The organism is Paenibacillus sp. MAHUQ-45 (assembly GCF_058133325.1).
In genome coordinates this window covers 626,370-652,465 of record NZ_JBYUPV010000002.1, presented here as the reverse complement: position 1 = coordinate 652,465, position 26,096 = coordinate 626,370, and the positions used below count along the sequence as shown (strand labels likewise).

The window sequence follows — 26,096 nt, the reverse complement described above, 5'->3', positions numbered from 1 at the left end:
GTATATTAGTATACTAATTATATGTCAATATGTTTTATTGTGATAATGATATATTATATTGGTGGTGTTCAGAACAAAAAGAGGTACAAAAAAACCAAAGAACCCTATCATAAACTGATAGAGTTCTTTGGTTATCACAGCCCGAACGGGCGTATTGAATTGACTACTGTGGTGCTAGACCGTACCTGTATCTTCTCGGGCAGGACCGGTGGATTCACCGGTAATTAACTGGGCGTCCAGCATGATTTTGTTCGGGACACTGCGTCCATTCATGATACTGAGCACATTTTCAACAGCAATCCGCCCCATCTCTTCTTCATTCTGCCGCATGTGGGTAAAGGAATACCCCCCACCCAAATGGGTCGGCGGACTGTCGAAGCAAATAATAGAAATATCCTCAGGGATGCGTAGCCCAAGCCGTTCCACCGCTGTTTTGGCTAGTAGAGCAATGTTGTATTCGATGGCGAACAACGCTGTAATAGTAGGGTGGCTTTGCAAATGAGAGACCAGGCGTGAAATATCGCGTTCAATATTCTCATCATTAAAGGAGTTTGGCAGCGTTGAGGTCAGATCACTGACCCATAGCTCTTTGTCAACCATGATTCCGCGCTGCGCATGCGCCTGGATAAACCCTTCAATCCGGTCCTCCACTGCGGTCGTATCCACTGGCGGTGGAGATAGAAAGGAAATATGCGTATGCCCAAGATCAAATAGATACTCTGTGCCTTGAAGCGCAGCCTTCAGGTTGTCAGAGCTTATGGATGCCGCAGCCACACCCTTCAAATGACGGTCGATAAGAACCAGTGGAAAACGATCGATCACCAGCTTCAGAATCTCCGCATTGAAGTATTCACCTTGGGCCGGGAACACAATCAGTCCGTCTACCCCGAGACCCAGCAGCTTCTGAATCGACTGTTCCTCATTCTCAGGGATGCCAAAGGTTCTTCTCAGCACCAGAAAACAGTCCTTGTCGCGTGAAGCCTGTTCCATGCCATAGATCAGCCCTGTACCATAACTGTTGCCAAAATCGGTAATAATCAGGCCAATCGTCTTCTGTTCTTGATCCGCAAATTTGGCAGAGGACTCGTCAGGATGCTCTACTGAAGGCGCTTCCTCTTCTATGTAGTCATGTACAGGATCTGCTACAAAAGAGCCCCTGCCCGGCTTGCGTACAATCAACCGCTCAGCTGCCAACAGCTCCAGGGCTTTTTTACTTGTAATACGGCTTACGTTATAGGCTTCAGCCAGCTCTTTCTCGGAGGGAACGCGCTCACCAAGCTTGTAAACTTGGGTAACGATGTCCTGCTTCACTTCGTCAAAGATTTTCTCATACATCGGCTTGGAAGAAGTTGTCTCACTCATGGCCATCGGTTCTCCTGACTTTCATTATTTCATCTAATACATAATAATATATCATGATATATTATGTTTGTCGATCACTCTTCACGAACACTTGACAGATGGAGGAGAACACTCGCAGATTCATTCTGTGCTGAACAACGATAAAGAGGAATCACTCCTGACATCTTGCAGATGTCCACTTCATGTACAGCTAGTACTATTTAATCAGCTCCGTAAAAATGGCAGACACAGTATCCGCAAGCTGTTGCGGAGCAAGCCCCATCTGTGTGCCAACTCTTCCCGCACTGACAGCCATCATCTCAAGGTGCGCTGCACTCTGATCAATATACGTCGGGTATAGCTTCTTCATGCCTACCGGGGAGCAGCCACCGCGGATATAGCCAGTCCACTTCAGCAAATCCTTCATTGGCAGCATTTCGATCTTTTTCTCCCCAGCAGCTTTGGCCGCCTTCTTCAAATCCAGCTCTTCGCCCACAGGGATTACGAACACATAAATATTAGCACCACTATGCGATACGAGCGTCTTAAAGACCTGCTCCGCAGGCTGGCCTATTTTATCGGCGACCGCAGTCCCATGGATTTGCCCATCCTCATGGTCGTAAGAAAATATATTGTATGGAATCTTCTTCGCATCCAGAATGCGCATTGCATTGGTTTTGCCCGCTTGCATCATCATCAACCTTTCATTCAATTACCTTCCATCATACCTCCAGCAGTGGTTAGTCATCAAGGCGCAAAACCTTGCTGGCTCAACAACACCTGCTCTTCGGCAAAGACTGCCTTCATCCGGTCATATACGATACGCCACGCAGAGGGGGTATACCATTCTTCTATCTCATGCTCTTTGTATAACGAAGATATTCCCAGCTTCCGCGTACGTTTCCCTCCACTGCCGTCCCCCATGAAATAATCGTCCACACAGACTCGGCCCACCAGTTTCTTCAAAATCTCTGGAAACGCTGGGCTGCTCGGCAGTACCGGAGCAATTGCGGCTTGCGCGGGAATTCCTGCCTCCTTAAGCAGTTCCAATGTCTTGAGTCGGGCGGTAATTGGCGGAGCAGCAGGGGAAAAATGCTTGCGGATCTCGTCCAGATCAGTCTCTACCGTCATGCTTACTCTAACTCGATCACCCAGTTTTTTTAGCAAATCTATATCTCGCCGCACCAAGGGACTCCGCGTCTGCAGTAGCAGAAAGTCCGGTTGTTCCTGCACCATGACCTCCAGTAACGACCGAGTGACTTCTTCTTTGTATTCAACCGGCTGATAAGGATCTGTACTTGAGGACATGAATATGGTCACCGGTCCCTTCACCTTTGCTCTAACCAGTTCCTTGCGTAAAAGCTCCGCCGCTCCCTGCTTGATATCCACCCAGGTGCCCCACTCTTCCTTGCGGAAGATCGAGACTGGCATTTGGCGCACATAACAGTACGAGCAAGCGAAAGAGCAACCCGTGTATGGATTCAGGGAATGGCTATAACCCGACAGAAAACCTGTTCCTTTATTCAGCAGCGTTTTCGGCTGTTTGTATAAATACTCCGTAGCCATTCTAATCACCTCTCCGTTTAAAGTTATATATGATGATTCCACACGAGAAAGATCTCCCTTAGCAGTAAAGAACCCCAATCGCTAAATTGGGGTTCTTGTCATGAGTATTAGTCCCTGGGATAATTGACTTGCATGATATCCATAAAAGGCACTTTTATAAGCGTCTCATGATAACTGAGATGCACCTTACCCGTTCGAGGGTCCATGTCTACAATAACACCACGAACCTGTTCTTCCTGCCCCCATACGGTCAAAAGAATTTCAGACTCTTCCATCTTGGCTTCAGCCAACTGATTACCAAGCTCCTCCAGCACGAACTCGTCCCTCGTTGGCCGTTTTGCTACCTTTGCTTTTGCCACACTGTTCCTCCAATAAGTTAAGTTTATTTCCATATGTTATCCCGTATAAAAACTACTATTATATAGGTTAAAGCCTTGGCACGCTCCCGTCAACCTTGGTGCCTGCGGCTCAAAGCCATCACATAAAATGGAATTTAAAAGTAATTAACAACTTTCAATTATATTATTACATATATAGCTACATTTGTTTAGTAATAATCCAATTATTGTTATAACTTATAAATAACTATGCAATAGATACATACTTGGAGGTAATTTATATGGACTTGACTGAACTTACACAGTATATTAACCAATTAATTAGCAACTTAGGAGAAGTGGGCGATAAGTCATATAGAGGTTTGAAAGAAGTTCAAGATCAAATATATCTTTTAAGAGAATCGTTAAACACTACAAACACTTTACTTATAATACTAATAGTTCTTTACGCAATAAACTTAATATTTAAATACTTTAAAAAGAAATAATAATTAATTGGACTCAACTTCATAATCAAGTCTCCCTGAATATTAAAAGCTCATGTCAAACCCAAATGATCAAGCTATCTGTCTCCTCACATGCTCTTTGAGACTTCCAGCACTCCTTGCTTCTGCTGCTCAAAATTGCAAAAGCCCTTCCCTCGCAATAACCTTTCCCTGTTCCAACTCTAATAGCCGTTTCTTCATCTCCAAACCGCCCCGGAACCCAGTCAAACTTCCATTCTTGCCGATCACCCGGTGGCACGGAACTGTGATCAGGACCGGGTTGGCTCCAATCGCTGTCCCCACTGCGCGCACTGCGGACGGACGGCCGATACGCTCTGCAATATCCGAATAGGACCATGTGCTGCCATATGGAATTTCACGAAGCGCGCGCCATACTTCAAGCTGAAAGGGGGTGCCTATCAGATCCGCTGGAGAGATAAGGTCTTGACGTTCCCCATCCAGGTATTCTTTCAGTTCAGCTAGATATGGCAGTAGCCGAGCCTCATCTTCTATGAGCGGACTGCCCGGAAACCGGCGTGCAGCCCAGATGCTCGTCTCACTGAATGACTTCCCCTGCGACCCGATATAACAAAGTCCCTTCTCTGTGGCAGCGATATAAAAATGCCATTCTTTATAATCCAGCAACGTCCAGTAGATAACTGGACCAGTCTCTTTATTCATATTTAAGTGCCTCCTTAGTAGATGTATACTCTTCCGTAGCTTGCGTTTGTGCCCGGTAAAGCTGGCGGAATTGAGAGGGCGTGTAGCCCGTTTTTCTCTTAAACAGGGTTATAAAATAAGAGGTGTTGGGAAGACCTACGCTCTGGCCAATCTCGGCCACCCCTTGCTCTGTATGAAGCAGATATTGCTTGGCCTTAGCTACCCTCTGCTGGTGGAGATAATCCACCGGGGTGATACCGGTGACCTTTTTGAAAGTCCGGTGCAGATGATAGGGACTGCCATGGCAGACCTCGGCCAGATGCCCAAGCGTTACAGGTTCAGCAAGGTGATTATCCATGTATCGGATCATAAGTTCAACCCATTCAGCATCCGGCAGTCGTTCCCCGGTGGGCTTACAGCGTTTGCAGGGGCGGAACCCGGCAGCCAGTGCCTGCCCTGCTACTGAGAAGACAGCAACATTTTCACGCTTCGGGGCCTTGGATTTGCAGGATGGACGACAAAAGATACCTGTAGTCCGCACAGCATAGAAAAAAGTGCCATCGCATGCGGAGTTATTGTCCAAAATAGCTTGCCATTTCTCATCCGTCAATGTCTCATCTATTTTGTGCTCGGTCCCGCTATCGGCTGGGCTCTCCATTTTACGCATGGTTCCGCTCACAGCTTTGCTCAACCTCTCATTCTCGGTCCTTCTCTCAGTCTTGCTCTTCACTTTACCCTCAGTTCTGCTATTGATGCCGCTCTTCATTCCACTCACCTCTATTGACAGTATACCCCTATCCAGACCTGTCTGTACGCATTTTGGAATACAATAGCAAGATAGTGAAACTCCTCCCGGACCAAAAAAGAGGTGCCCCCATAGTCATGAAAATGACTACTCGGACACCTCACATATAACCTAGCTCTTATTCCTCCGCTTGCTTACCGCCTAACTGCCGATGTGCCTGGAGGCTTCCACAATCGCTTGCGCCCTGTTTGATGGGTTCTCACGGTAACGGGGCATCGGGAAGATGCTGTAATCGACATCGAGTGCAACAACCATAATGAAGCCGAAGAACGGCATGTTCCAGCCGCCCCTCTTCTCTACACTCATGAAGTCCCCTATTAACCTTGCGTTACTATAACAGCCCGCGCCTAATTCTCCCTATGTCGCCCAGTCTTCCTGCGGGGCTAACATATAGACTTCATTCTCCCGGGTCATGAATCCGTGCACAATAAATTCTCTGCGGATCGTGGCAAAATCATCATGAAAGCCTTTGATAAACATATTTATTTCCTTCTCGGGATATGGACGTCCCGGCTCCAGCTTGGAAATCAGGTACTCCAGGATAATAAGCTTCTTCTTGCGCTGTACAGGAATGCTCTGTAACCGTCCATCGGCTGTGGAGAAGTTGCGGATAATGGACGCTTTAAATGCTTGATCTTGAACGCTCATGTGGAATGCTCCTTTATTGAGATTGTATACTAAAAATTAGATAATAATCTAATTAGATATTAATTAAATATCATTCTCTTGTCAACAATCCCCATTTGGAGTAACCCCCCTTTTTTCGAGTGGCACATCTCAAGGCCGTACATGACCTTATTTCAAAATCCGAATATAAGGATCAACCGCCTCAGTCTATCGCCGTTTAACGCTTATATGGTACATTCTCTCCACCGTTCAGTGATGATCGCCTGATGATGAAGATGCAGTAGAAATTCATTTACATTGTGTCTGACTTGATCATATAAATGAGAGGGTTCAATTTTGGTGCAAAATTATGAATAACAATTAAAATGACGTGCCTTTTGGCACGCCATTCGATATCATCCTAATAGCTTATTTAATTGAGCATAATACTCTGATTGGTTGAACCTCATACTCGGTATTTTTCCAAGCCATTCAACACTTGTTCCTATGCATTCATAACTATCGATCATGTCTTTTCTTGTACTTCGGTCACGACCAATCCTATTCCATTTTACTGTCGAATCATCCATTCTCACTACTTCGGCAATGATTAATGTACACCATAAGTCACAATCATCCGGACACATCAATATAGGGAGCATCTCAACCTGTTGCACTGAATGATAACGACTCAATAAAAATGACCGCTCTCTAGGTTCATCTACCCAATCTAATATAGTGGGAATCAACCCTTGAAACTCATCTTCTGGGTAGATTGTGTGCAGTAAAATATCTAGTGGAATATTATCAATTACGATACAAAAGTGTTCGTCTTCGCAGTATAGACTTTTCATTTTTCTAACTTCGATACTGTTTAGCAAGTCAATTCCTCATTTCGGAAGTAAGCCTTACATGTTTGAGGTTTACTTTTGCGTAATCTTTTACTTACTTTAGATATAAAGGGCGTAATCCTGCTCATATGAGATCTGAGCTTCTTCGTAAGTCGGAACTTCGAGCCACACTATCTCCTGTATTTCCATACGCAAAAAATATTTAGCGAGGATTTTGACGCTTTTCTCGATCTCGGAAACATCCCAGTGCTTTGATAATTTTGACCACATATAGATATAAACCGGCTTATGCCCCTTGTGATTAGTTGGAGCGAAGTGATCCACTTGATCTGTCAGATCCTCCTCGTCCCTTGGATAAATATAACTATAAGCTATGGTATGATCACCTTGAATGAACTGATTAATTTCATCGTAAAACTCTTTATTACCTTCATCCGACAGATCAAGCTCATTTTGCACTCCCAGAAGACCAGCCTCGGTTGAGAGATCAAAATAGCCTAAAAAATCATTCTTGTTCTCATCCCTAAACAGGGTAATTTCGTCATTATTAGTTATGATTACAATCGCGGGTCAATCTCCCGCTCCTTAGCCACTTCAAACAGCAAATTCGCAGCAATCTCTTTGTATCCTTCATGCTCAGGGCTGATCTCATCAAACGGGATCGCCAGCAGATCTCTTCCCAGTTTATACTCATTATAGGAAGTACGCAGCTTACGGGCAATATTCTTCTGCTTCAAGAGCTTCCGGTACTTATGCGGGAACTTATAGTCATAGCCGTAGATGATGGACAAGTACTCCGGGTTACGTACCTTCATATAAGGCACCGTGCTTCCATCCCATGTCTCCGGCTTGATCACAATGCCCTCCATACCTAGCTCAAACGTAAGCTTGGAGAAATATTGCTCTGCCTTTTCCAAACTATCTTGTTCTGCAAGATCTAATACAATCGCTTCGTCATCCGACAGAAAGCTGTACATCTCAGATGTCTTCCAATCCGGCTGCTGCTCACGTCCATCTTCGTAGACGATTTTCAAGATAGCAAAAGGCTTATACTCCATGACTTCGTCCCCAGCGTATAACTCCAGCTGCCGCTTGTAGACATCATATGCATTCTGATGATCGGTTAACGGCACATAGCTCGCCTTTATATCGTGAATATACTTGTAGGTCTGATACATACTTGCCCCATATTTCTCACTCAAAGCAGATTTGGCGGTACGATGCTGATCCTGCTCAAAGCCACTTGCTTCATAAGCAGCGACAAGCCCGTGATACGCCGCTTCAAAACTATTTTCCTGCAAAAAGGCCAGTTCTGTTCCAAGCGCCGTCTCAATCGGCTTAAACTGACGTTCGATCAGCCCTTCCCCGAGTGCTTTCCATGGCAGAAGCTCCCCGTCCAAAATCAGCATTGCAATCTTATGTTCCTCCATGTAACTACGGAACTTGTCGTACAACCCGGCATAAATCTCCGACAAATCTACTCCCTTGATTCTGTAGCCGTTACGGCTAATAGCAAAGCACTGTTCCCTATCCTTGTGCAGATAAATATTGCATCTTGAGCCCATGTATTTCGGCTGCAGTACCACCTGTTGAACACCACGCTTCTGAAAATGCGCCAAGCCCTGTTTTAACGATTCCAGTTCTTGCGTCTCCTCATCCTTATCTGACGGGGACATCGTGCCCGAGATAAAGTTCACTTTATGGCGAGTAGCGTAACGAAGACGGCGCCCCTCTTCCTCCCCTAGATCTTGAAGTGAAACCTTCCTAGGTTCCTGGAACAGCATTGGCAGTTCTTCCGGAATGACCGCTCTGCTCGATCGGTGAGATCGCATAAATGGTTTGTACCCAATAGTAACAGCCGTAAGCTGGTTGCCATGGACGCTGCCGGTATCGATATGAATTTTATTATAGATTCGAAAAGCTTGCTTCGCCGCAATATGCCCGAAGATATGAAACGGATGATTTTTAACCGCTTCCTCCCGTAAAAAAGAAAGCTGCTCTTCCACCGACCCTTCCCGGTCCAACCGGAAATTCCGCTGGTGACGAGCCGAAATTGTATCCAACTTGCCAATGTATTTGTTCCGGCACGGCGCGTGGGTGACATAATAAGAGGGTCCATTAACGCCTACATACCGGTAAAACGGTTTCGACATACCTACCAGACACTCAAATTTCTCCAGCAATTCCGGATCTTGCAGCAGCGTCTGGGTAGAGTCAAAATAGTAATGAAGCAGCTCCTGATCCACACCTTTCACTTCACCACGCAAATACTTATCTACGAAGTTCTCATGGTTCCCCAGCACAAGAACCAAGTGCTCCCGATTATCATACAGAAATTGAATGATCTCCCTCGTCCGCTTCCCTTTATCAATCCAATCCCCGGCCAGAATCACCTTGGTTCGCTTCAGCCTCTCTCCGGCAATCAACTTACCAGCTTCAATCTTATATCCGTAATCAAGCAGCAGCCCCTGCAAGTCTTCCACGCATTCGTGAACATCACCAACGACGATATACTGCTGGTCTTGCGGCAATACACTGGATAGATACGTTTCCAAATCTTCTATGGCGATACTGTATTCTGAATTGGCTTTCCCTTCTTCCGGGACATAAAAATCCTTAGCCCGCACTCGATGAACCTTCGTATAGTCTTCTCGCGCCAATGACCCCAGCACTTCCGTCTTCAGCCGGTTAATATGGCTCGTAATCAGCTTCTTGGAACGTTCTGATGCATAATAGTCATCGCGTTTCCGATAATCGAAGACAATGGCTTCCAGATTGTAGTTGTTCTCTCGGGCAATCTCCTTGACCTTCGCTCGAAAATTCTCTGACAAGCCCGTGGTATCGACCACCACAAACTCCGCATTGATCGGAAAGGACGTGACCAGCTTCAGTCTTTCAAATAACAGCCGAAAAGCTTGCTCACTGGATTCCAGCATGACCTGATCGTATTTATCATAATCATAGCCGAGGATCTCCTGGCGGATCTGGTCTGAAGATAGATACTGGACATTGGACCGCACGGCACGACTGTGATCTTCAAACTGCAGCGCGGGAATCAGCACTTCCTTGGCAAAAGTCGTTTTACCGCATTCCGTAGAACCGATTAACATAAAGATCGTATGAAGTTTTGTCTGAATAAGCATTGCATTAGGCCCCCTTTCTCTTGAGAATAACGCCTTGTGTAGTTTGGATTTCATTCACACGATCGCCTATAGCTGCAAACTCGGCATACACACCGGTATCTTTTATCACATGAATCATCCATTGCTGAAAAGCTTGTTCCCCAAGTTCCCACTTATGATCGTCATGACGGAAATGGCTTAGTTCATAATAGCGGTTAAAGTCCGCATTAGGCGTCGTAATAATGAGTTGGTCAAAATCAATAGACGTGCAGATTTGCCGGATTAACTCAGCAGCCTCATCCAGACTCATATGTTCAATCACTTCCGTTAAAATCACATCTACCAGCTCCCCGTTATAGCTTTCCAGGAACTGATCAATGGAGCTTGTGAGGACAATATTGTCGATATTCTTGGCCATTGCTTTACGCTTCACCGTCTCCAGACGCTCTTCGTCAATATCAATCGCATAGTAGCTTGCCTCCAGCTTTCCTGCAAAAGGAATGGCATAGAACCCTTCCCCGCAGCCAATATCTACAATCGACTTATCGAAGGCCAAGACACTTCCAATATGCATTCTTCGTTGTAGTGCCGTTCCCCCGTAGGCGAATTGGATATCATAACGATCTGTTTTTTCCAACTCACCCTTGTACTTGTGGAACCGGACCTTCGACGATAGAAAATTGCGCACGAACAGGCTGCGGATATAAAACGGCGCGTCCATGACATTCACGCTCTTGATATATTTATCAAGAACACTGTCCGAAATATCGATGTACTCATTGCCGAAGGCCGAGAGGAACAGACACAGTACACCCGCAACATGCAGGAGCTGGTAGAGGCTTTTGCTCGTTTTCACCGTTAAGGAATAACTTTTGAGCGCCAGATGACTCATTTCGAACGTGAAGTCCGGCAAATGCTTTTCAAAAAAATCAATATACCGCACCAATTCAATATGAATCATATTGATGAACAAGGTCTGCTCATACCCTTCAACATCTCGCTCATCCTGTACCCTTAGCGGCGCTGAGAAAAATTCGTTCATTGCATTCAGTGGAAACAACGGCGTATTGTACCGCGACACATTCAAATACTCGAAGTTCTCCTGCTCATGCTGCTTATAGGAAATTTCATTATCCGCATCTTTAAAATACACGTTATACGTCTGAGCATCGGTATACCATCCATAGGCTATGCCTTTACGAATAGGGCGAATCATCATACCGGAACCGGGATTCTTTTTGATCAAAAATGAAAACTGCGGATTTGTGGACCTCACCTGGAGGATCGCCATTTCTATCATCCCCTCACTTACAATTTCAGCTTCTCTTGTGGTTTATTTTCGCGCAATCGCTTGTTCCTGAACATGGTAAAAGTATTACGAGCACAAAAAAAGCACAGCATTCCACCTATTAACATCTGTGCCTTATAATTAAGAAAAGAGAGGGTAAGAATGAGGCCACATAATCAGTAAAAACTCTTATAAGTCGTTTGGGAAAATTTCTATACGGAGTGTGTAAAATGAACTTAAAACAAAAGTTGATGCTAATAAAAGAAAATGGTTACCAAGCACCTCCCGATACGTTCCAGTTGGTACAAGAAATGTTACATAACATCGGTGCTTTGGATGCTGAGCTACGTGATGACCTAATTTATATAACCCTATCACATTGGATCCCTAGTAATGCTTTAACTGCAAACGAACTAGAACAAATTCTCCCCATTGTTTTGGATAACAACCATTTGCTGTTTAAGCTTGGTGAAACATATACAGACTCTGTTTTTACTCGATCTTTCTCTATGCTTGTCATACCGCTCTTCCTCATACGGCATAGAGAATCACCATTTCTCTCAAGAGAGCAAATTCATCAGATAAAAGAGAAAGTATTTTACAATGTACAAGAAGAGCGGGATTACCGAGGGTATGACCAAGAAAAAGGCTGGGCTCATGCCATGGCCCATGCAGCAGATGCTTTAGACGATCTGGCTCAGTGTTCTGAACTGGATAAAAATGACCTCCTAACCATCCTCGATTTGGTTTACGACAAGATGACCATAACCGATCGGATTTACTCTGATGGGGAAGATAAGAGAATGGTAAATTCCATTATTAGTATTTTAAATAGAAAATTGCTTAGTCAGACTGATGTTGAGCAATGGATTCAACGTTTTGGTGATGTGAAGAACAACTCGGAATTTCTTTCTACCTCTAAGCAAAAAAATAATATAAAGAACTTTTTGGAAAGTTTATACTTTCGAGTTAAATCTCACAAAGCAGATGCCGATCTCTGTCCAATTATCGAGCGTACACTATATAATGTAGAGCAAGTATACTATTCCTAATTAAGAAAAAAGCGAGGGAAACAGCACCCTCACTTTTCGCAGTAATCTTGATTTGCTTATTCACAGGTCTGATTAAGTAAGCTACGTTAAATCATATCCTCCGGCTTGACCATGCTGTCAAATTGCTCTGCAGTCAGCAGATTTAGGCGTACGGCGGCTTCCTTAAGGGTAAGCCCTTCTTTATGGGCCAGCTTGGCGATCTTGGCTGCATTCTCATAGCCGATATGGGGATTCAGTGCAGTGACCAGCATCAGAGAATGATGCAGATTCCGTTCAATCGTGTTCACATTGGGTTCAATCCCTTGCGCACAATGCTCGTCAAATGAAATCATCGTATCGGCGAGAAGCTGGCACGATTGCAGAAAGCTGTGAATGATGACCGGTTTGAACACATTCAGCTGAAAATTACCCTGGCTGGCAGCCATGCCGATGGTCACATCATTGCCGAACACCTGACACACCACCATCGTCATCGCTTCGCTCTGCGTCGGGTTGACCTTGCCCGGCATGATGGAGCTGCCCGGCTCATTCTCCGGTATGCTGATCTCGCCAATGCCGCTGCGCGGGCCGCTCGCCAGCCAGCGAACATCGTTGGCGATCTTCATCAGATCGCCGGACAACGCCTTCAATGCGCCATGCACATACACGAGTTGATCATGGCTCGTCAGCGCATGGAACTTGTTGGCGGCGGAAGTGAATTCGCCGGACAGCTCTGCGGCAATCACTGCCGCTGTCCTGGCACCAAACTGCGGATGGGCGTTGATGCCTGTGCCCACAGCCGTTCCGCCGATCGCCAGCTCTAGCAGCGACTTCGAACTGGCCTCAATGAACTGCTCGCACTTCTCAAGCATGGCCGTCCAGGCTCTGATTTCCTGACCGAGGGTGATCGGGGTCGCATCCTGCAGATGAGTGCGCCCAATCTTAATAAGGTCTTTGAACGATTCCGCTTTCCCGGCCAGTGTAACCTTAAGCTGCCGGATCGCAGGCAGCACCTGCCGCTCTACGGCAAGATATGCGGCAATATGCATTGCGGTAGGGAAAGTATCGTTGGAGCTTTGGCTTTTGTTCACATCATCATTGGGATGAATTACAGCCGAGGCCCCACTGGCCTTCAGAATTTCATTTCCCCGGCGAGCGATGACCTCATTAACATTCATATTGGTCTGGGTGCCGCTGCCCGTCTGCCACACTGCAAGTGGAAAATGCTCATCAAAGTCACCGGCCAGAATCTCGTCCGCCGCCTGTACAATCGCTTGCGATTTGGTGGTGTCCAACACGCCTAGCTCCGCGTTGGCCTGTGCCGCCGCCTTCTTGATCAGCGCTAGCGCATAGATCAGGGCGCGGGGCATTTTTTCGCTGCCAATTTTGAAATTCTCTAGACTACGCTGGGTCTGGGCACCCCAGTATTTATCTGCCGGCACCTGCACTTCTCCAAGCGTATCTCTTTCTGTACGATAATCCATGTCATCACCTCATTTTTAGATTTGAAATCCGTCCATAAGCGGCATTCCACACCGTCGTGTAAGCCGAGTCCGTCATAGACAAGAACATGGCGATGCTGCTCCGTATTTAATCCTCCACAACGCGAAAAGCGAAAGGAGAACATTCGCCGCTTAAAGATTCTGCTGCGCTACTGTTCATACTTTCGCTTTTCGACAAAAACTATTCTCTATGCAGCAGCGATGCTCCCGCAATTCCCGGATGGGTCATTTCATAAGGATCGAGGATCATGTTCAGTTCTTCCTCGGTCAGTACATTGTATTTCAGGCATAGCTCTCGTACAGATTCTCCGGTCAGGATGGCCTCACGGGCAATTCGGGAGACAACCTCATAACCCAGGTGTGGATTGACGGCGGTGATTATGCCGACACTGCGTTCCACTTCCTGTGCCAGCTTTTCTTTGTTCGCTTCAATTCCGGCCAGACAATAATCTGTGAAGACCCGGAACGAGTTGTTCATAATGCTGATCGACTGGATCAGGTTGAAGACCAATACCGGCTCCATCACGTTCAGCTCCAGTTGTCCTGCTTGAGATGCCAGACAGATCGTGTGATCGTTTCCAATAACCTGGAAAGCCACCTGATTGATGACCTCTGCCATAACCGGATTGACCTTGCCTGGCATGATCGAAGAACCTGGCTGACGGGCCGGAAGCGAGATTTCATTGAATCCGGAACGTGGACCAGAGGCCATCAGCCGCAGATCATTGGCGATTTTGGACATGTTCATCATACAAACCTTCAGTGTCGCTGACACTTCAGTGTAAGCATCTGTATTCTGGGTAGCATCCACTAGATGGTCTGCGGTCACCAGCGGGAAGCCGCTGATCTCTGCCAAATGGCGGACAACCTGCACAATATAATCAGGATCGGCATTCAGCCCGGTGCCTACCGCTGTTGCACCCATGTTCACTTCGTATAAATGATGCCGAGAATGTTCGATGCGCTTGATGTCGCGTTCCAGTACTCTGCTATAGGCTTCGAATTCCTGGCCAAGCCGAATCGGTACAGCATCCTGGAGATGTGTCCGGCCCATTTTAATCACCGGATCGAACTCTTGGGCTTTCTGCAAAAATACCTCATGCATACTCCGCATGGTGGACAGCAGTTGCTCCAACAGTGACAGTGTGGCAATATGTATCGCTGTAGGGAAAGCGTCATTCGTAGACTGGGCCATGTTAACATGAGAGTTCGGGCTGAGCTGCAGATAATCGCCCTTCTCCTTGCCTAGTAGCTCCAGTGCACGGTTAGCGATTACTTCGTTGGCATTCATGTTCAGCGAAGTACCCGCACCGCCCTGAATAGGGTCCACAATAAATTGGTCATGCCACCTACCCTCAATGATTTCACCTGCTGCTTGTACAATCACTTCTCCGAGTCCTTTGTACAGTCTGCCCACTTCCATATTGGCCAGTGCAGCGGCTTTCTTCACGATCCCCATCGCTTTGATTAATTCACCATGCACCCGATAGCCGGTAATCGGAAAATTCTCGACCGCACGTAGCGTCTGAATACCGTAATAGGCGTGCTTTTCTACCTGTTTACTACCCAGAAAGTCTTTTTCCACGCGAAATTCAGTCTCTGACACCGTTCATACCTCCGCATTGTTTCTTTATTGTATAGGCCATAGTCCAAGACAATAGTTCATCCTATATTTCCCTATTGCCTACTAGGATAATACCCTTAATTTAAAGAATTGTCTCCATCTATATTCAATAAAAATTATGAAAACTGGAAAACCGCAATGAAAAATTTCACATTGGAGAAAAAGAGGGGGCCATCACAGCAATCGTTCACCCCGTTCGTTCAGAACCACCCTTCCGTGTTGCCCTGCCTGGTCAATCTCTTTGCAGAACAGAATCCGCCCGCTCCTGCAATCGTCATCATGATCTTGCAATGGAATCATGTTCACTGGAACCATGGTCACTGGCAGCAGATCCGCAGTCTGACTATCTAAAACCAGCTTATCACTGGCATAGATCAGCAAATCCCCCATCTCCAAAGCTACTGTAAGCCTTCTTCCAGAGTGATCAGCATAATGGAACTCTACTTGCTGGGACTTCAAAGAAATACAGCCCTCTACCTCGGGGCTCTGCACTGAAGATATCTGCGCCTGTCTCCCCCGAATTCTCAGCCCTTCGAGATCCAACCATAATTCAGGCTGCTCCCATAGTCCGGCAAAAGCTTCATACACCCTGTAACGCAGCAGAATATCCCACATGTATGGATGAGATCGAATTGCTGATAAATCCTTATTCCACAAGGCCGTTTGCCTGTCAGCTTCAGTGGGCATCAAGGAAAGAAGGCGCAGAACATAAAACTTCGGGACGGCCCTCCGCAACAGAAAATGTCCCTGCTCTCGCCAACAATGCCAATCCTCTTCCGTCCACCTCGGTTGCCCTTCTCCGCTTGTGTCGCAGTTGTTTGATAGCATATATTCCTGGACCTCCTTCACAATGGGAGTTCATTAGAATCATCTCTCAAGTATATATAAAGTAACTTTATAAAGTTGTTTTAATAATACACATTAAAAATAACAACGCTACAAAAGATTGTCAATAGTTCTTCATCTGCCCCATTTTCCAAAGCTGAATAAATGAACCCAAATAGTATTTACGCTTGATAAATGAACATAAATGGAGTATTTTAAACACATATAAACCATTTTCGATTCAAAAAGGAGAATGATTACATCATGGAAAGACGTTACGCATCTCATCCCCAAGAAGTCAAACAGTTCGATACTGAACGCCTGCGCAAGGAATTCCATATCCCCGTCCTCTTCGTTCCCGATGAGCTGAAGCTGGTGCTGACCCATGAGGACCGCATGATCATTGGCGGCGCACAACCGGTGACGCAAGAAGTACAACTGACAACAGATCTAAAGGAGCTCGGTGTTAGCTATTTCCTGGAACGCCGCGAGCTTGGGGTAATTAATGTTGGCGGCACAGGAACGGTGACCGTAGACGGAACCTCCTATGAACTGGGTACGAAAGAATGTCTGTACGTAGGCCAGGGCTCTAAAGAAGTTAGCTTCAAAAGCAACGATAGTACGCAGCCGGCCAAATTCTATCTGAACTCAGCTCCAGCGCATCAATCCTACCCTACCGCCAAGACCACACTGGCAGAGGCTGATTCCAGCGCGCTCGGGGATATCAAGAACTCTAACGAACGCACCATTTATCGCTTTATTCACACCAATGGCGTACAAAGCGCGCAGCTGGTTATGGGCATGACCGAGCTCAAGCCCGGAAACATGTGGAATACGATGCCTGCCCATATTCATCCACGCCGGATGGAAGCCTATTTCTATTTTGGACTCCCGGAAGATGCAGCAGTGTTCCATCTCATGGGTGAGCCGGACGAGACCCGCCATATTGTTATGAGCAACGAGCAAGCAGTCATTTCTCCAAGCTGGTCGATTCACAGCGGCGTAGGCACAAGCAATTATACATTTATCTGGAGCATGGCCGGAGACAATAAAAGATATGATGATATGGACCCCGTATCCATAAAAGAATTACAATAGAATCACTACATTTACGGAAAGCTGAGGCACAAGGATGAACCCGATACGACGGCATGAGATGATTATGGAGGTTCTGCTGAACCAAAAGGATGTAACGGTCAATGAACTGAGTGACAAACTCCAGGTCACAGGTAAAACGATACGTGAGGACCTGACTCGACTGGAGGAGCAAGGACTAATTGTCCGTGTGCACGGCGGTGCCGTGCTAGCGCAGAGCGACCAATTCGGCATTCTGCCGTCCCGGGAGCCGCTCGACAAATACGCCGAAGAGAAAAGCGAGATCGCGCAGATCGCGCTGGCCCACATCGATGAGGATGATATTATCGCGCTGGACGGGGGCAGCACCACGCTTGAGATCGCCCGGCGACTGGACAATCGGCCGCTGACCGTCATCACCAATGATGTACATATCATCAGCGAACTGGCTCCCAAGGAGCACATCCGTCTCGTCGTTCCCGGAGGGTACCGTGTCCGCAACATGCTGGCTGGTCCCGAAGCCGTCGCCTATGTGCAGAAGCTTAATATTCAAAAAGCTTTTCTCTCGGCCACTGCCGTTCATCTCGAACACGGTCTTTCGATCTATACGGGAGATTTAATCGAATTCAAGCAAGCCCTGGTCGCCACAGCTCGGCAAGTAATTGCGGTGGTTAACCATCATAAATTCGGCCACACTGCACTCCGTACGTTCGCCTCACTGGAGGAAGTAGATCTCATACTTACTGACAGTGGCCTCCCGCCGGAGACCGCGCAACAGTTCTGGAACGCCGGTGTAACCCTGGAGTGCGGAGCAAGGCATTAATTACCTTCAAAGGCTTAAAAGGAGTGAAATCCATATGTCATCCTTATTCAACTTGTCTGGCAAAACGGCTCTCGTTACCGGAGGCGCCCGCGGACTCGGACAAGGCATCGCGCTTGGCCTAGCCGAAGCAGGCGCAGATATCGTCTCGGTCTCATTCAATCCCAGCGACCATACATTAGAAGCTGCCGCAGCCCACGGTGTCAAAACGCTTGGCATCGAGGCGGATCTCAGTCAGCACAGCGGACTTCAGGCTGTCTTTGACGAAGCCCTGACTCTTACCGGCCATGTCGATATCCTCGTCAATAATGCCGGTATCATCCGCCGGGCACCCGCGGAGCAGCACAGTGAACAGGATTGGTTCGATGTCATCGATCTTAACTTGCATACGGTCTTTCTGCTCTCGCAAATTGCCGGTCGTCACTTCCTGGAACGTAAATCCGGCAAAATCATTAACATCTGCTCCATGCTCTCCTACCAGGGTGGCATCACTGTTCCCGGCTATACCGCGAGCAAGCACGGAGTCGCCGGGCTGACCAAGGCCTTAGCCAATGAATGGGCAGGTCATGGCATCAACATCAACGCCATCGCCCCCGGCTACATGGCTACAGATAATACCGCGCCAATTCGGGCTGATGAGAAGCGGGCCGAATCCATTCTGGAGCGCATCCCCGCAGGGCGCTGGGGGTCACCGGACGATATTAAAGGTCCGGCTGTCTTCCTGGCCTCGGCCGCTTCCGACTATATGAACGGCCATGTTCTGGCCGTAGATGGCGGCTGGTTGGCCAGATAGCTGCACAACTTAAAGGGAGGCCCTCTGCCATCTGCGGCAAGAGGCCTCCCCTTTTTTGATAATTAGCTTCCTATTTCTCTTCTCTAATATCTCCCTCAGTATTTTCCTTCCTATTTTTGCGCTACCAATATCACCTACAGGTATCTTACTTTACGCTCATATAGCGTTCGTAAGCATCTGTCCGGATTTTAATCAATTGTTCTAATCCCATATCGTTAAGCTTCTTGATGTAAATATCCCAAGTATCGTCGATTCCGCCTTTCGTAACCCACTGGGCGCGCATGGTGGACACGTAGCCGTCAATATCAGTGGTGAGCGTTGGCAATTCCTTGAACTCCTCTGCTGTATACATTACGTTCGGGAACGGCGTCGTGACGAATTTGTTGCCCAGCTTGTCGAGCTCCTGCTTCAGTCCATCCCCGGTTTCCGGATTCAGTACGATGTTCTTCTCGAACGAAGGACTTACATATTTCGGACCAAAATCACGCAGCGATTGCTCCCAATACCAGGCATCCGCGCTGGTACCAGCCGGAGGGTCCATCAGGGTATAGGTACCATCGTCATTCTTCTTGATCACAGTACCGATTGCGCCCCAGAAATTCTGGATGCTGGCTTCATTCGTATAGAACTGGTCCGCCCAACGAGCGGCGATCTCCGGATTTTTGCAAGAAGTCGTAATCAACATCTCGTTCCGGTTATAGCTCAGACCACTCGGATCTCCAGGCTGATATTTCTTCCCGTCTGGACCGGTAAGCGGTGGAATCGCAATATATTGATCCTTCCACTTGCCGAATACGGCATCCGGTGTCCATTGATAGGTGAAGCCGACGATAGCGGCATCTGCATTCTGCTGTTTGGCCGATGTCATGCTGTTATCCTGTGTGTACAGCTCTTTGTCGATCAAGCCTTCACTGTATAGTTGATGTGCCCATTTGAGGCCTTCTTTATATTCGTCGGATGTCGGGATGAAGAGCGGCTTGCCGTCTCTGACCATCATGCTGTTTAAATTGATGTCGGTGATGCCAAACGGAGTAAGAAAATCCCCCAATCCATTTTCCGTAAAAGGAATCTCGTCATTCTTGCCGTTCCCGTTCGGGTCCTTCTCCTTGAAAGCTTTCAGAATATTGTGAAGATCGTCTATGGTGTCCGGGACCTTCAGTCCCAATTTATCAAGCCATGCCTTATTGATGACAGGCTGGTTCTTGCTCTGCGGCCGGGCCGGCAGCCTAGTTGGCAAAGAGTATATTTTTCCGTCGGGATAAGTGCTGATCTTTCTAAGCTCTGGTGTCTCATCCATAGCCGCTTTAAGGTTAGGCATATACTGGGCGATATAATCATCCAGCGGGCGGAAATAACTGAGGTTATTCACGATATCCGAATCAGTGAACGTTTGGTTACCTATAATGATGTCCGGCAGCGTACCGCTGGCCAACATGATGGATTTCTGTTCAGCCCAGTCGTTGGAGGAGACCACTTGCCATTCGATTTTCACATTCGTGTTCTTCTCCAGATCCTTAAGCCACTGATTATTAGTGAAGGTATCTCCCATATTGCCCCAACGCATCGTCAGAACTTTCAGGGTCACCGGCTCTGTCACAATCGGCAGGCCTTCCTTGTTGAAGCTGCCCGGTGTCTTGGCCGCAGTATTGTCATTTCCTCCCCCGCACGCTGTGAGTCCAAACAGTAATGTAGTCGCAAGCATCATCGTCGCCATTTTTTTAACTGAAGCTTTGGTAGATTTGCTCATCATATTTCCCCCGTTTCATTGTTATGAGAAGTTCTTGTCTACTCCTTCACGGCGCCGATCATCACCCCCTGGTTAAAGTACTTTTGCACAAACGGATAAATGCACATGATCGGCACAGTTGCTACAATAATGACGGAATAACGCATCATGCTGGCGAGTCGCAGGGCAATTTGGGCGGCTTCACCGGTTCCTATCCCCGACTGCATTTGGTTGGTGATCAGAATATTGCGCAATATTAGCTGCAGTGGATACAGATTCGGGTTCTTCAGATAGATCAGCGCGTTAAAAAAGGAATTCCAATACCCTACGGCAATCCAGAGTGCCAGTACGGCTATGATTGCTTTGGATAGCGGCAGTACAACCAGAATAAAGTACCTCAGGTTGCCACAGCCGTCGATTTGGGCCGCCTCCCATAAATCTCCGGGAATGCTGGTTTGGAAGAAGGTCCTGGCCACGATGATATTGAACACCATTACGGAAAAAGGCAGGACCATCACAAGAAACGTGTCATATAAATGGAAATCCCTAATCGTTAGAAAGGTCGGTATCAGGCCGCCATTGAAGAACATCGTAAAGATGAAGAACAGAGACAGAAACTTGCGTCCAACAAGATCTCTTCGAGATAGCGCATACGCCGCTGAGACATTGACAACTAGCCCAATCGCTGTGCCGACCACGGTGTACATGATGGTATTTCTATAGCCGATCCAGATATTGTCGTGCTTCAGCAGCTCCTTATAGCCATCCAGAGTGAAGCCGCTGGGAAAGAACCACACCCTCCCGTTCGCTACGGCGGACGGATCACTAAATGAAGCGATTACAATAAAATACAGCGGGTAGATTAGTATCACAAGGAACAACACCGCAACAATGTAAACACCAAACTCCATTACCCAGTCGGAGGACCGGTTTCTGATGCTCCGATGCTGCTGGATTACAGGTTCCAATTCGCTCATTTGTGCACCCCCTTCCTACCATAGACTGTTTTCACTAACTTTCTTGGAGATCTGATTCACAAGAATCAGCAGAATAAAGTTAATGATGGTATTGAACAGATTGATTGCCGACGAGAAGCTGTATTGGCTGCTTAGCAGCCCTATTTTGTAAACATAGGTAGACAGAATTTCGCTGGAGGGTAAGTTCAGATCGTTCTGCATCAGGTACACCTTCTCGAATCCGACACCCAGCAGTCCGCCGACCCGCAAGATCAGCAGCGTTACCGCCGTTGGCATCAGCATGGGAATATCGATGTACCGGATTTTGTGCCAGCGGCTGGCCCCATCCACGGTTGCAGCTTCATATAAGCTCGGGTCCACCGCAGAAAGTGCAGCGATGAAGATAATGCTGTCCCAGCCGACATGCTGCCACACATCGGACCAGACATACACGCTGCTGAACAATGCGGACGAGCCCATCAGATCGGGAGGATCTCCACCAAACAGATTGTAGAGATTACCGACCAGCCCCGTACTGGGAGAGAACAAGATCAGCATCAAGCCCACCATAACGACCGTCGAGATAAAGTGCGGCATGTAGGATACTGTTTGAAAAAAACGTCTGAACCGGTTCGGCCGCATCTGGTTAACCATCAGTGCCAGCATGATCGGAATCGGGAAGGTCACCATGCTGTAGAGACTGATTACCAGCGTGTTCTTCAGGGTTGCGGAAAATTGATAGGAGTTAAAGAACTTCTCGAAGTATCTGAGCCCCGCCCAAGGGCTGCCTCCTATTCCAGAAGCCGGACTGTAATCCTTAAACGCAATGAGCACCCCGTACATCGGCTTGTAGGCGAATAGCAGGGTCAGTATTACAGCGGGAAAAAGCAGTACATAAAGCCCCCAGTTACGCCTGATCAGTGCCCATGTCCGTCTTGTACTGAATTGACCGGATGGCATATGAATCCATTCCCTTCCCCTAAAGATGTGGCTGAAGCTTTCCTCCACCCTCGCTGCTCAATCGATTGAACATCTTCAGTATAACGGTCCCCGCGTAACAATATCGGACCTCATAGGACCGCTATTCGGACATTTCCAGCACCATATTCCCGCCAAATTTGATCCCTCCCCTGACGCGTGACAAAAGCATATTGAAATCCAGACTTTTCCATGTTCTTTCCGGACTTTGCGGTCAAAAGCGTATTTTTAGCCATGTTTTTTTAAAATGAAAGTCTTATAATGTTTTTATTACCAAATAAAACGCATTCATAACTATGTGTCCAGAAAGGATAGCGCCCCTGGCCTATGGGAAAACACAAACCGAGCAAGCCGTATTCCATCAAATATTACGTACGAATTATGCTCGTCATTTCCTTCATCGCATTAGTTGTGGACCTCGCGATCAGCATTGCTTCCATCTCCATCGTCAAGCAGCAGTCCACCCGGTATCTGCAAGACACCGCCGAGCTCTATATCAAACGTATTAACTATGACTTTAATTACATCAGTCACTTTATGGGCTGGGCTTTAGCCAATGATGATAACATCAAGACGATGAGTAACTCCCCCGTGGAAAGCATCGACTTCCGGGAGGGAAACGAGAAGCTGCGTATGCGTTTTGCGGAGCTGCAAAGAAACTACGGTCAAGGATATAACTTCTTCTTCTATCTGGAGAAACATAACTTCTTTCTGAACTGCGCGCCGATGACCCTGTCCTACAGTGACTATCTGGAGGTCAAAAGACAGATTATCTCTTTGACCGAGAACAAAGGGGTCTACGACAAGTTCTATGCCAAGTGGACCCCTATTCTCGCCAATGGCAAGTATTTCATTATTAGCTTTGTGCCTTATCATGACCGTTACCTGGTGGGGCTTATCTCCGCGAATGACCTGATTGCTCCTCTACAGCAAATGAACCTGGGCGCCGACGGTTATGCCTCCCTGGTCTATAAGCACGGCACGATCGTTTCCGGACCAGATTATGAAAAAGGACCTGAACAAAGTATCCATGAAGAGACTAAACCCTCCTTTCTCGATCTGATCCAGTCCCGGACGACGGTGATCAGCGATTTTGCCAACGCTTCATTAAGCGTCAAGATGGTCATTAAATTCGGCACCTTTGAGAAAATCATGATTGCTCAGCTGCTGATTCTCGTCCTGTTTTTCCTGCTGATCTTCACCCTGAGCGCTGTGATGATGCTATTCATGCGGAAGGTGCTAAGTCCCATCCAGAGCTTCTCGGAGAACTTGGGGCGCATTAATGCAGAGGGTGAACCGGCAGATTTCGAGAGCAGCACAATCATCGAGCTGGAGCAAGCAAATGGACAGTTCAAGCAGCTTGTGGATCAGCTCAAAAAATTCAAAATCGAAATGTACGAACAGGAGCTGGAGAAGCAGAAGATTCGGCTCGATTACATGAAAATGCAAATCAAACCCCACTTTTTTCTCAATTGCCTGACCAGCATTTACAGCATGGCCCAAATTCAAATGTATGAAGAAATTGAAGAAATGTCGATGGCTACATCTAAGTATTTTAGGTACATTTTTCAGAGCGGAGAGAATTTCGTACAGCTGGAGGATGAAATCGAGCATGTGCGGATCTATCTGGATATTCAGAAATCACGTTACCGGAATGCGTTCTCTTATCATATCGAGCGTCCTTTGAGCATGGAAGGATTGCAGATTCCGCCCCTGGTGCTTCAGACTTTTATTGAGAATTCCGTGAAGTACGCAGTCTCAAGAAATCAGGAGCTGCAAATCAGGCTGTCGGTGTTTACCCCTTATAATGCGGAAGCAGGTGACAAGGCTTGTATCCGAATCACTGATACCGGGCCGGGTTTTCCGCCAGAAATCCTGGAGAAGCTATCGCGGGGAGACCTACTAGATCAAACCGATGGACACCGGATCGGGATCACGAATACTCAGCAAAGGCTGGAGCTGCTGTACGGACGACAGGCGGAGGTTCATTTCTCTAATATGCTGAGCGGCGGGGCCTGCGTAACCATCCTGCTTCCCAAAGTACCACAGACATGAAGCTGACAAGGAGGGAGTTTGCCGATGAATGCTTTGCTTGTGGATGATGATTATTTTGTAATTACCGCACTGGAAAAAAGGATTGATTGGGCCGCTTTGTCTATTGATCATATTTATACCGCCTACAATGTGGCGCAAGCACGTGAAATTCTGCTTCAGCATCCGGTGCACATTCTCATCTGTGATATCGAAATGCCTCAAGGAAGTGGGCTCGAGCTGCTTGCCTGGATACGTTCTGAGCAGTACAGCATTCAGACCATTTTCCTGACCAATTATGCCGATTTCAATTATGCGCAGAAAGCGATAGAGCTGCAAAGCTTTGACTATTTCCTGAAGCCGATTGAGTTCGATAAGCTGACCCTGATTATTCATAAGGCTGTCGCCAAGGCCAAGGAGCAGCAAAATAATGAGAAAGCGATTCGCGAAGGCGTGCTGTGGCAGAAAAATAGAAGCAAGATGATTGAACACAGCTGGCGCAGACTAATCACCGGAAGAGCTTTTCCGGCGGACCCTGCTCATATAGCTCCTTATTTGGCCGAACAGAATCTTCCCTATCAGCCCTGCGATCTCTTCCTGCCCGTGCTGGTTAATCTGTTTCCATATGACAGAAGTCTGGGCAAGGAAGACAAGAATCTGTTCGACTATGCTCTGCTAAATGTGATGCATGAATTATTCCAGCACCCCCTCTTTCAAGTGGAAGCGATCACAGAGATCAAGGATTATAACTGGATGATTATTCTAAAATGGAACTCTAATCCTGATCCCGGAATGCTTGAAGACCATTGTTCCTCCTTCATAGCCCAGGCCAACAGATTTCTGAAATGCGACGCCTGCTGTAACATTGGTAAATCTCTGACGCTTGGGGCGATCCGCAAGGAGATTCAGGAGCTACTGGTAATGAATGAGGAAATGATCAAACACCGCAACCAGACTTTTCTGCTTGAACATTACCGCAAATGTGAGGCGATCTACAACCCGCCCGATCTGATCCTGCTGGAGCAGCTGCTGAATGAGAACAGCTACACTGCATTCCTGGAGCTGACCTCAGACTATCTGCATGAACTGATTCAGGGCCATATCGTCAACACCTCGGTGCTCAGCTTGCTGCGGCTGGACATTGTCCAGCTTGTATACGCCCATCTCAAGAGTAAAGAGATCGAAGCACATAAACTCTATATGGGCAGGTCCGGAGATCAGCTGTTTATTCAGTCCCTTAATTCAATTGAGGATATGCAGCAATACATCGGCTATCTGGTTAATACTGCAGCGGAATACCGCAATTTTGCCGAGCAGCCCAAGTCAGTCGTGGAAGAGATCACCCATTATATCAAAACACACTGCGGCAACGATCTGACACGCAACAGCCTCGCAGAGATTGTCTATCTCAATCCGGATTATCTGGCCCGGCTCTTCAAGAAGGAGACGGGGATTTCACTCGGCAATTATATCATCCAGACCCGGCTGGCCGCCGCCAAGCATCTACTGGAAACCACCCGGCAGTCGGTCTATACCATCGCTAGTAAGGTCGGATATTCGAACTACTCACATTTCTCCAAGCTATTTAAGCTGGACAACGGCTGCAGTCCCAACGAATACCGTAAGAATCTGAGAGAACTGAAAGAACTGAAATCTGTTCCCGAATGGAACTGA

25 protein-coding genes are annotated in these 26,096 nt (G+C 47.2%); 7 read left to right on the top strand and 18 right to left on the bottom strand.

The genetic code is table 11. From position 1 onward, the window contains the following. Positions 1–174: 174 nt before the first annotated feature. The 4 genes from AC3Y23_RS06740 to AC3Y23_RS06725 form a co-directional block, all read right to left on the bottom strand. Positions 175–1,362: a GntR family transcriptional regulator gene (locus AC3Y23_RS06740; RefSeq protein WP_379196904.1), complete on the bottom strand. Its 1,188-nt coding sequence runs from the start codon at positions 1,360–1,362 to the stop codon at positions 175–177. A gap of 196 nt (positions 1,363–1,558) precedes the next feature. After that, a complete protein-coding gene (gene ybaK / locus AC3Y23_RS06735; RefSeq protein WP_379197158.1) occupies positions 1,559–2,032 on the bottom strand; it encodes a Cys-tRNA(Pro) deacylase in 474 nt (157 codons plus the stop codon). 56 nt (positions 2,033–2,088) lie between these two features. Further along, positions 2,089–2,907 (bottom strand): SPL family radical SAM protein, encoded by an 819-nt coding sequence (locus tag AC3Y23_RS06730; RefSeq protein WP_379196902.1) that lies wholly within the window; start codon positions 2,905–2,907, stop codon positions 2,089–2,091. Between the two features lie 107 nt (positions 2,908–3,014). Then, positions 3,015–3,266: a YolD-like family protein gene (locus tag AC3Y23_RS06725; RefSeq protein WP_175371861.1), complete on the bottom strand. Its 252-nt coding sequence runs from the start codon at positions 3,264–3,266 to the stop codon at positions 3,015–3,017. 260 nt (positions 3,267–3,526) lie between these two features. Here AC3Y23_RS06725 and AC3Y23_RS06720 point away from each other — a divergent pair, with 260 nt between their 5' ends. After that, positions 3,527–3,733: a hypothetical protein gene (locus AC3Y23_RS06720; protein WP_379196899.1), complete on the top strand. Its 207-nt coding sequence runs from the start codon at positions 3,527–3,529 to the stop codon at positions 3,731–3,733. A 129-nt stretch (positions 3,734–3,862) separates the two neighbouring features. Here AC3Y23_RS06720 and AC3Y23_RS06715 read toward each other — a convergent pair whose 3' ends face one another. The 8 genes from AC3Y23_RS06715 to AC3Y23_RS06680 all read right to left on the bottom strand — a co-directional run bounded on the left by AC3Y23_RS06715 (position 3,863) and on the right by AC3Y23_RS06680 (position 11,065). Further along, positions 3,863–4,411: a methylated-DNA--[protein]-cysteine S-methyltransferase gene (locus AC3Y23_RS06715; protein ID WP_379196897.1), complete on the bottom strand. Its 549-nt coding sequence runs from the start codon at positions 4,409–4,411 to the stop codon at positions 3,863–3,865. Next, entirely contained in the window at positions 4,404–5,048 is a 645-nt protein-coding gene (locus AC3Y23_RS06710) for a bifunctional transcriptional activator/DNA repair enzyme AdaA (RefSeq protein WP_379197156.1), read from the bottom strand. The genes AC3Y23_RS06715 and AC3Y23_RS06710 overlap by 8 nt, the downstream gene beginning before the upstream one ends. A 288-nt stretch (positions 5,049–5,336) precedes the next feature. Further along, entirely contained in the window at positions 5,337–5,501 is a 165-nt protein-coding gene (locus AC3Y23_RS06705) for a hypothetical protein (RefSeq protein WP_379197168.1), read from the bottom strand. Positions 5,502–5,552: 51 nt separating this feature from the next. Beyond that, positions 5,553–5,843: a DUF2087 domain-containing protein gene (locus AC3Y23_RS06700; RefSeq protein ID WP_379196895.1), complete on the bottom strand. Its 291-nt coding sequence runs from the start codon at positions 5,841–5,843 to the stop codon at positions 5,553–5,555. A 374-nt stretch (positions 5,844–6,217) separates the two neighbouring features. Beyond that, positions 6,218–6,682 (bottom strand): hypothetical protein, encoded by a 465-nt coding sequence (locus tag AC3Y23_RS06695; RefSeq protein WP_379196893.1) that lies wholly within the window; start codon positions 6,680–6,682, stop codon positions 6,218–6,220. A 69-nt stretch (positions 6,683–6,751) separates the two neighbouring features. Then, entirely contained in the window at positions 6,752–7,111 is a 360-nt protein-coding gene (locus AC3Y23_RS06690) for a hypothetical protein (protein WP_379196891.1), read from the bottom strand. 98 nt (positions 7,112–7,209) lie between these two features. Beyond that, the gene (locus AC3Y23_RS06685; protein ID WP_379196889.1) at positions 7,210–9,795 is read right to left on the bottom strand and encodes a metallophosphoesterase; all 2,586 of its coding nucleotides are present in this window, start codon (positions 9,793–9,795) and stop codon (positions 7,210–7,212) included. A 4-nt stretch (positions 9,796–9,799) separates the two neighbouring features. Continuing rightward, entirely contained in the window at positions 9,800–11,065 is a 1,266-nt protein-coding gene (locus tag AC3Y23_RS06680; RefSeq protein WP_379196887.1) for a class I SAM-dependent methyltransferase, read from the bottom strand. A 227-nt stretch (positions 11,066–11,292) separates the two neighbouring features. On the opposite strand from AC3Y23_RS06680, the gene AC3Y23_RS06675 reads away from it, so the two are divergent. Continuing rightward, entirely contained in the window at positions 11,293–12,114 is an 822-nt protein-coding gene (locus tag AC3Y23_RS06675; protein WP_379196886.1) for a DUF2785 domain-containing protein, read from the top strand. A gap of 86 nt (positions 12,115–12,200) precedes the next feature. Here AC3Y23_RS06675 and fumC read toward each other — a convergent pair whose 3' ends face one another. The 3 genes from fumC to AC3Y23_RS06660 all read right to left on the bottom strand — a co-directional run bounded on the left by fumC (position 12,201) and on the right by AC3Y23_RS06660 (position 16,047). Then, positions 12,201–13,577 carry a class II fumarate hydratase gene (gene fumC, locus AC3Y23_RS06670; RefSeq protein ID WP_379196884.1) on the bottom strand — a complete coding sequence of 459 codons (1,377 nt, stop codon included), beginning with the start codon at positions 13,575–13,577 and terminating at the stop codon, positions 12,201–12,203. A 199-nt stretch (positions 13,578–13,776) separates the two neighbouring features. Continuing rightward, complete coding sequence (aspA, locus tag AC3Y23_RS06665; protein ID WP_379196881.1) at positions 13,777–15,201, bottom strand: aspartate ammonia-lyase; 1,425 nt, start codon at positions 15,199–15,201, stop codon at positions 13,777–13,779. A 192-nt stretch (positions 15,202–15,393) separates the two neighbouring features. Continuing rightward, on the bottom strand, positions 15,394–16,047 hold the full coding sequence (locus AC3Y23_RS06660) for a hypothetical protein (protein WP_379196879.1): 654 nt from the start codon (positions 16,045–16,047) through the stop codon (positions 15,394–15,396). Positions 16,048–16,308: 261 nt separating this feature from the next. Between AC3Y23_RS06660 and kduI the strand changes: the two genes are divergently transcribed. From kduI to kduD, 3 genes are read left to right on the top strand one after another with little or no spacing between them, the layout of a single operon-like run. Then, the gene (gene kduI / locus AC3Y23_RS06655; RefSeq protein ID WP_379196877.1) at positions 16,309–17,142 is read left to right on the top strand and encodes a 5-dehydro-4-deoxy-D-glucuronate isomerase; all 834 of its coding nucleotides are present in this window, start codon (positions 16,309–16,311) and stop codon (positions 17,140–17,142) included. Positions 17,143–17,176: 34 nt separating this feature from the next. Beyond that, positions 17,177–17,941: a DeoR/GlpR family DNA-binding transcription regulator gene (locus AC3Y23_RS06650; RefSeq protein ID WP_379196875.1), complete on the top strand. Its 765-nt coding sequence runs from the start codon at positions 17,177–17,179 to the stop codon at positions 17,939–17,941. A 34-nt stretch (positions 17,942–17,975) separates the two neighbouring features. Next, complete coding sequence (kduD, locus tag AC3Y23_RS06645; protein WP_379196873.1) at positions 17,976–18,731, top strand: 2-dehydro-3-deoxy-D-gluconate 5-dehydrogenase KduD; 756 nt, start codon at positions 17,976–17,978, stop codon at positions 18,729–18,731. Between the two features lie 145 nt (positions 18,732–18,876). Here the strand turns inward: kduD and AC3Y23_RS06640 are convergent, their stop codons facing one another. The 3 genes from AC3Y23_RS06640 to AC3Y23_RS06630 are packed head-to-tail and all read right to left on the bottom strand — an operon-like array spanning position 18,877 to position 22,373. Continuing rightward, positions 18,877–20,478, bottom strand: coding sequence for an extracellular solute-binding protein (locus AC3Y23_RS06640; protein WP_379196871.1), 1,602 nt, complete (start codon positions 20,476–20,478; stop codon positions 18,877–18,879). Between the two features lie 38 nt (positions 20,479–20,516). Further along, entirely contained in the window at positions 20,517–21,434 is a 918-nt protein-coding gene (locus AC3Y23_RS06635) for a carbohydrate ABC transporter permease (RefSeq protein WP_379196869.1), read from the bottom strand. Positions 21,435–21,449: 15 nt separating this feature from the next. Then, positions 21,450–22,373: an ABC transporter permease gene (locus AC3Y23_RS06630; protein WP_379196867.1), complete on the bottom strand. Its 924-nt coding sequence runs from the start codon at positions 22,371–22,373 to the stop codon at positions 21,450–21,452. Between the two features lie 345 nt (positions 22,374–22,718). Between AC3Y23_RS06630 and AC3Y23_RS06625 the strand changes: the two genes are divergently transcribed. After that, positions 22,719–24,446 carry a sensor histidine kinase gene (locus tag AC3Y23_RS06625; protein WP_379196865.1) on the top strand — a complete coding sequence of 576 codons (1,728 nt, stop codon included), beginning with the start codon at positions 22,719–22,721 and terminating at the stop codon, positions 24,444–24,446. A gap of 24 nt (positions 24,447–24,470) precedes the next feature. Beyond that, positions 24,471–26,096: a response regulator transcription factor gene (locus AC3Y23_RS06620; protein WP_379196863.1), complete on the top strand. Its 1,626-nt coding sequence runs from the start codon at positions 24,471–24,473 to the stop codon at positions 26,094–26,096.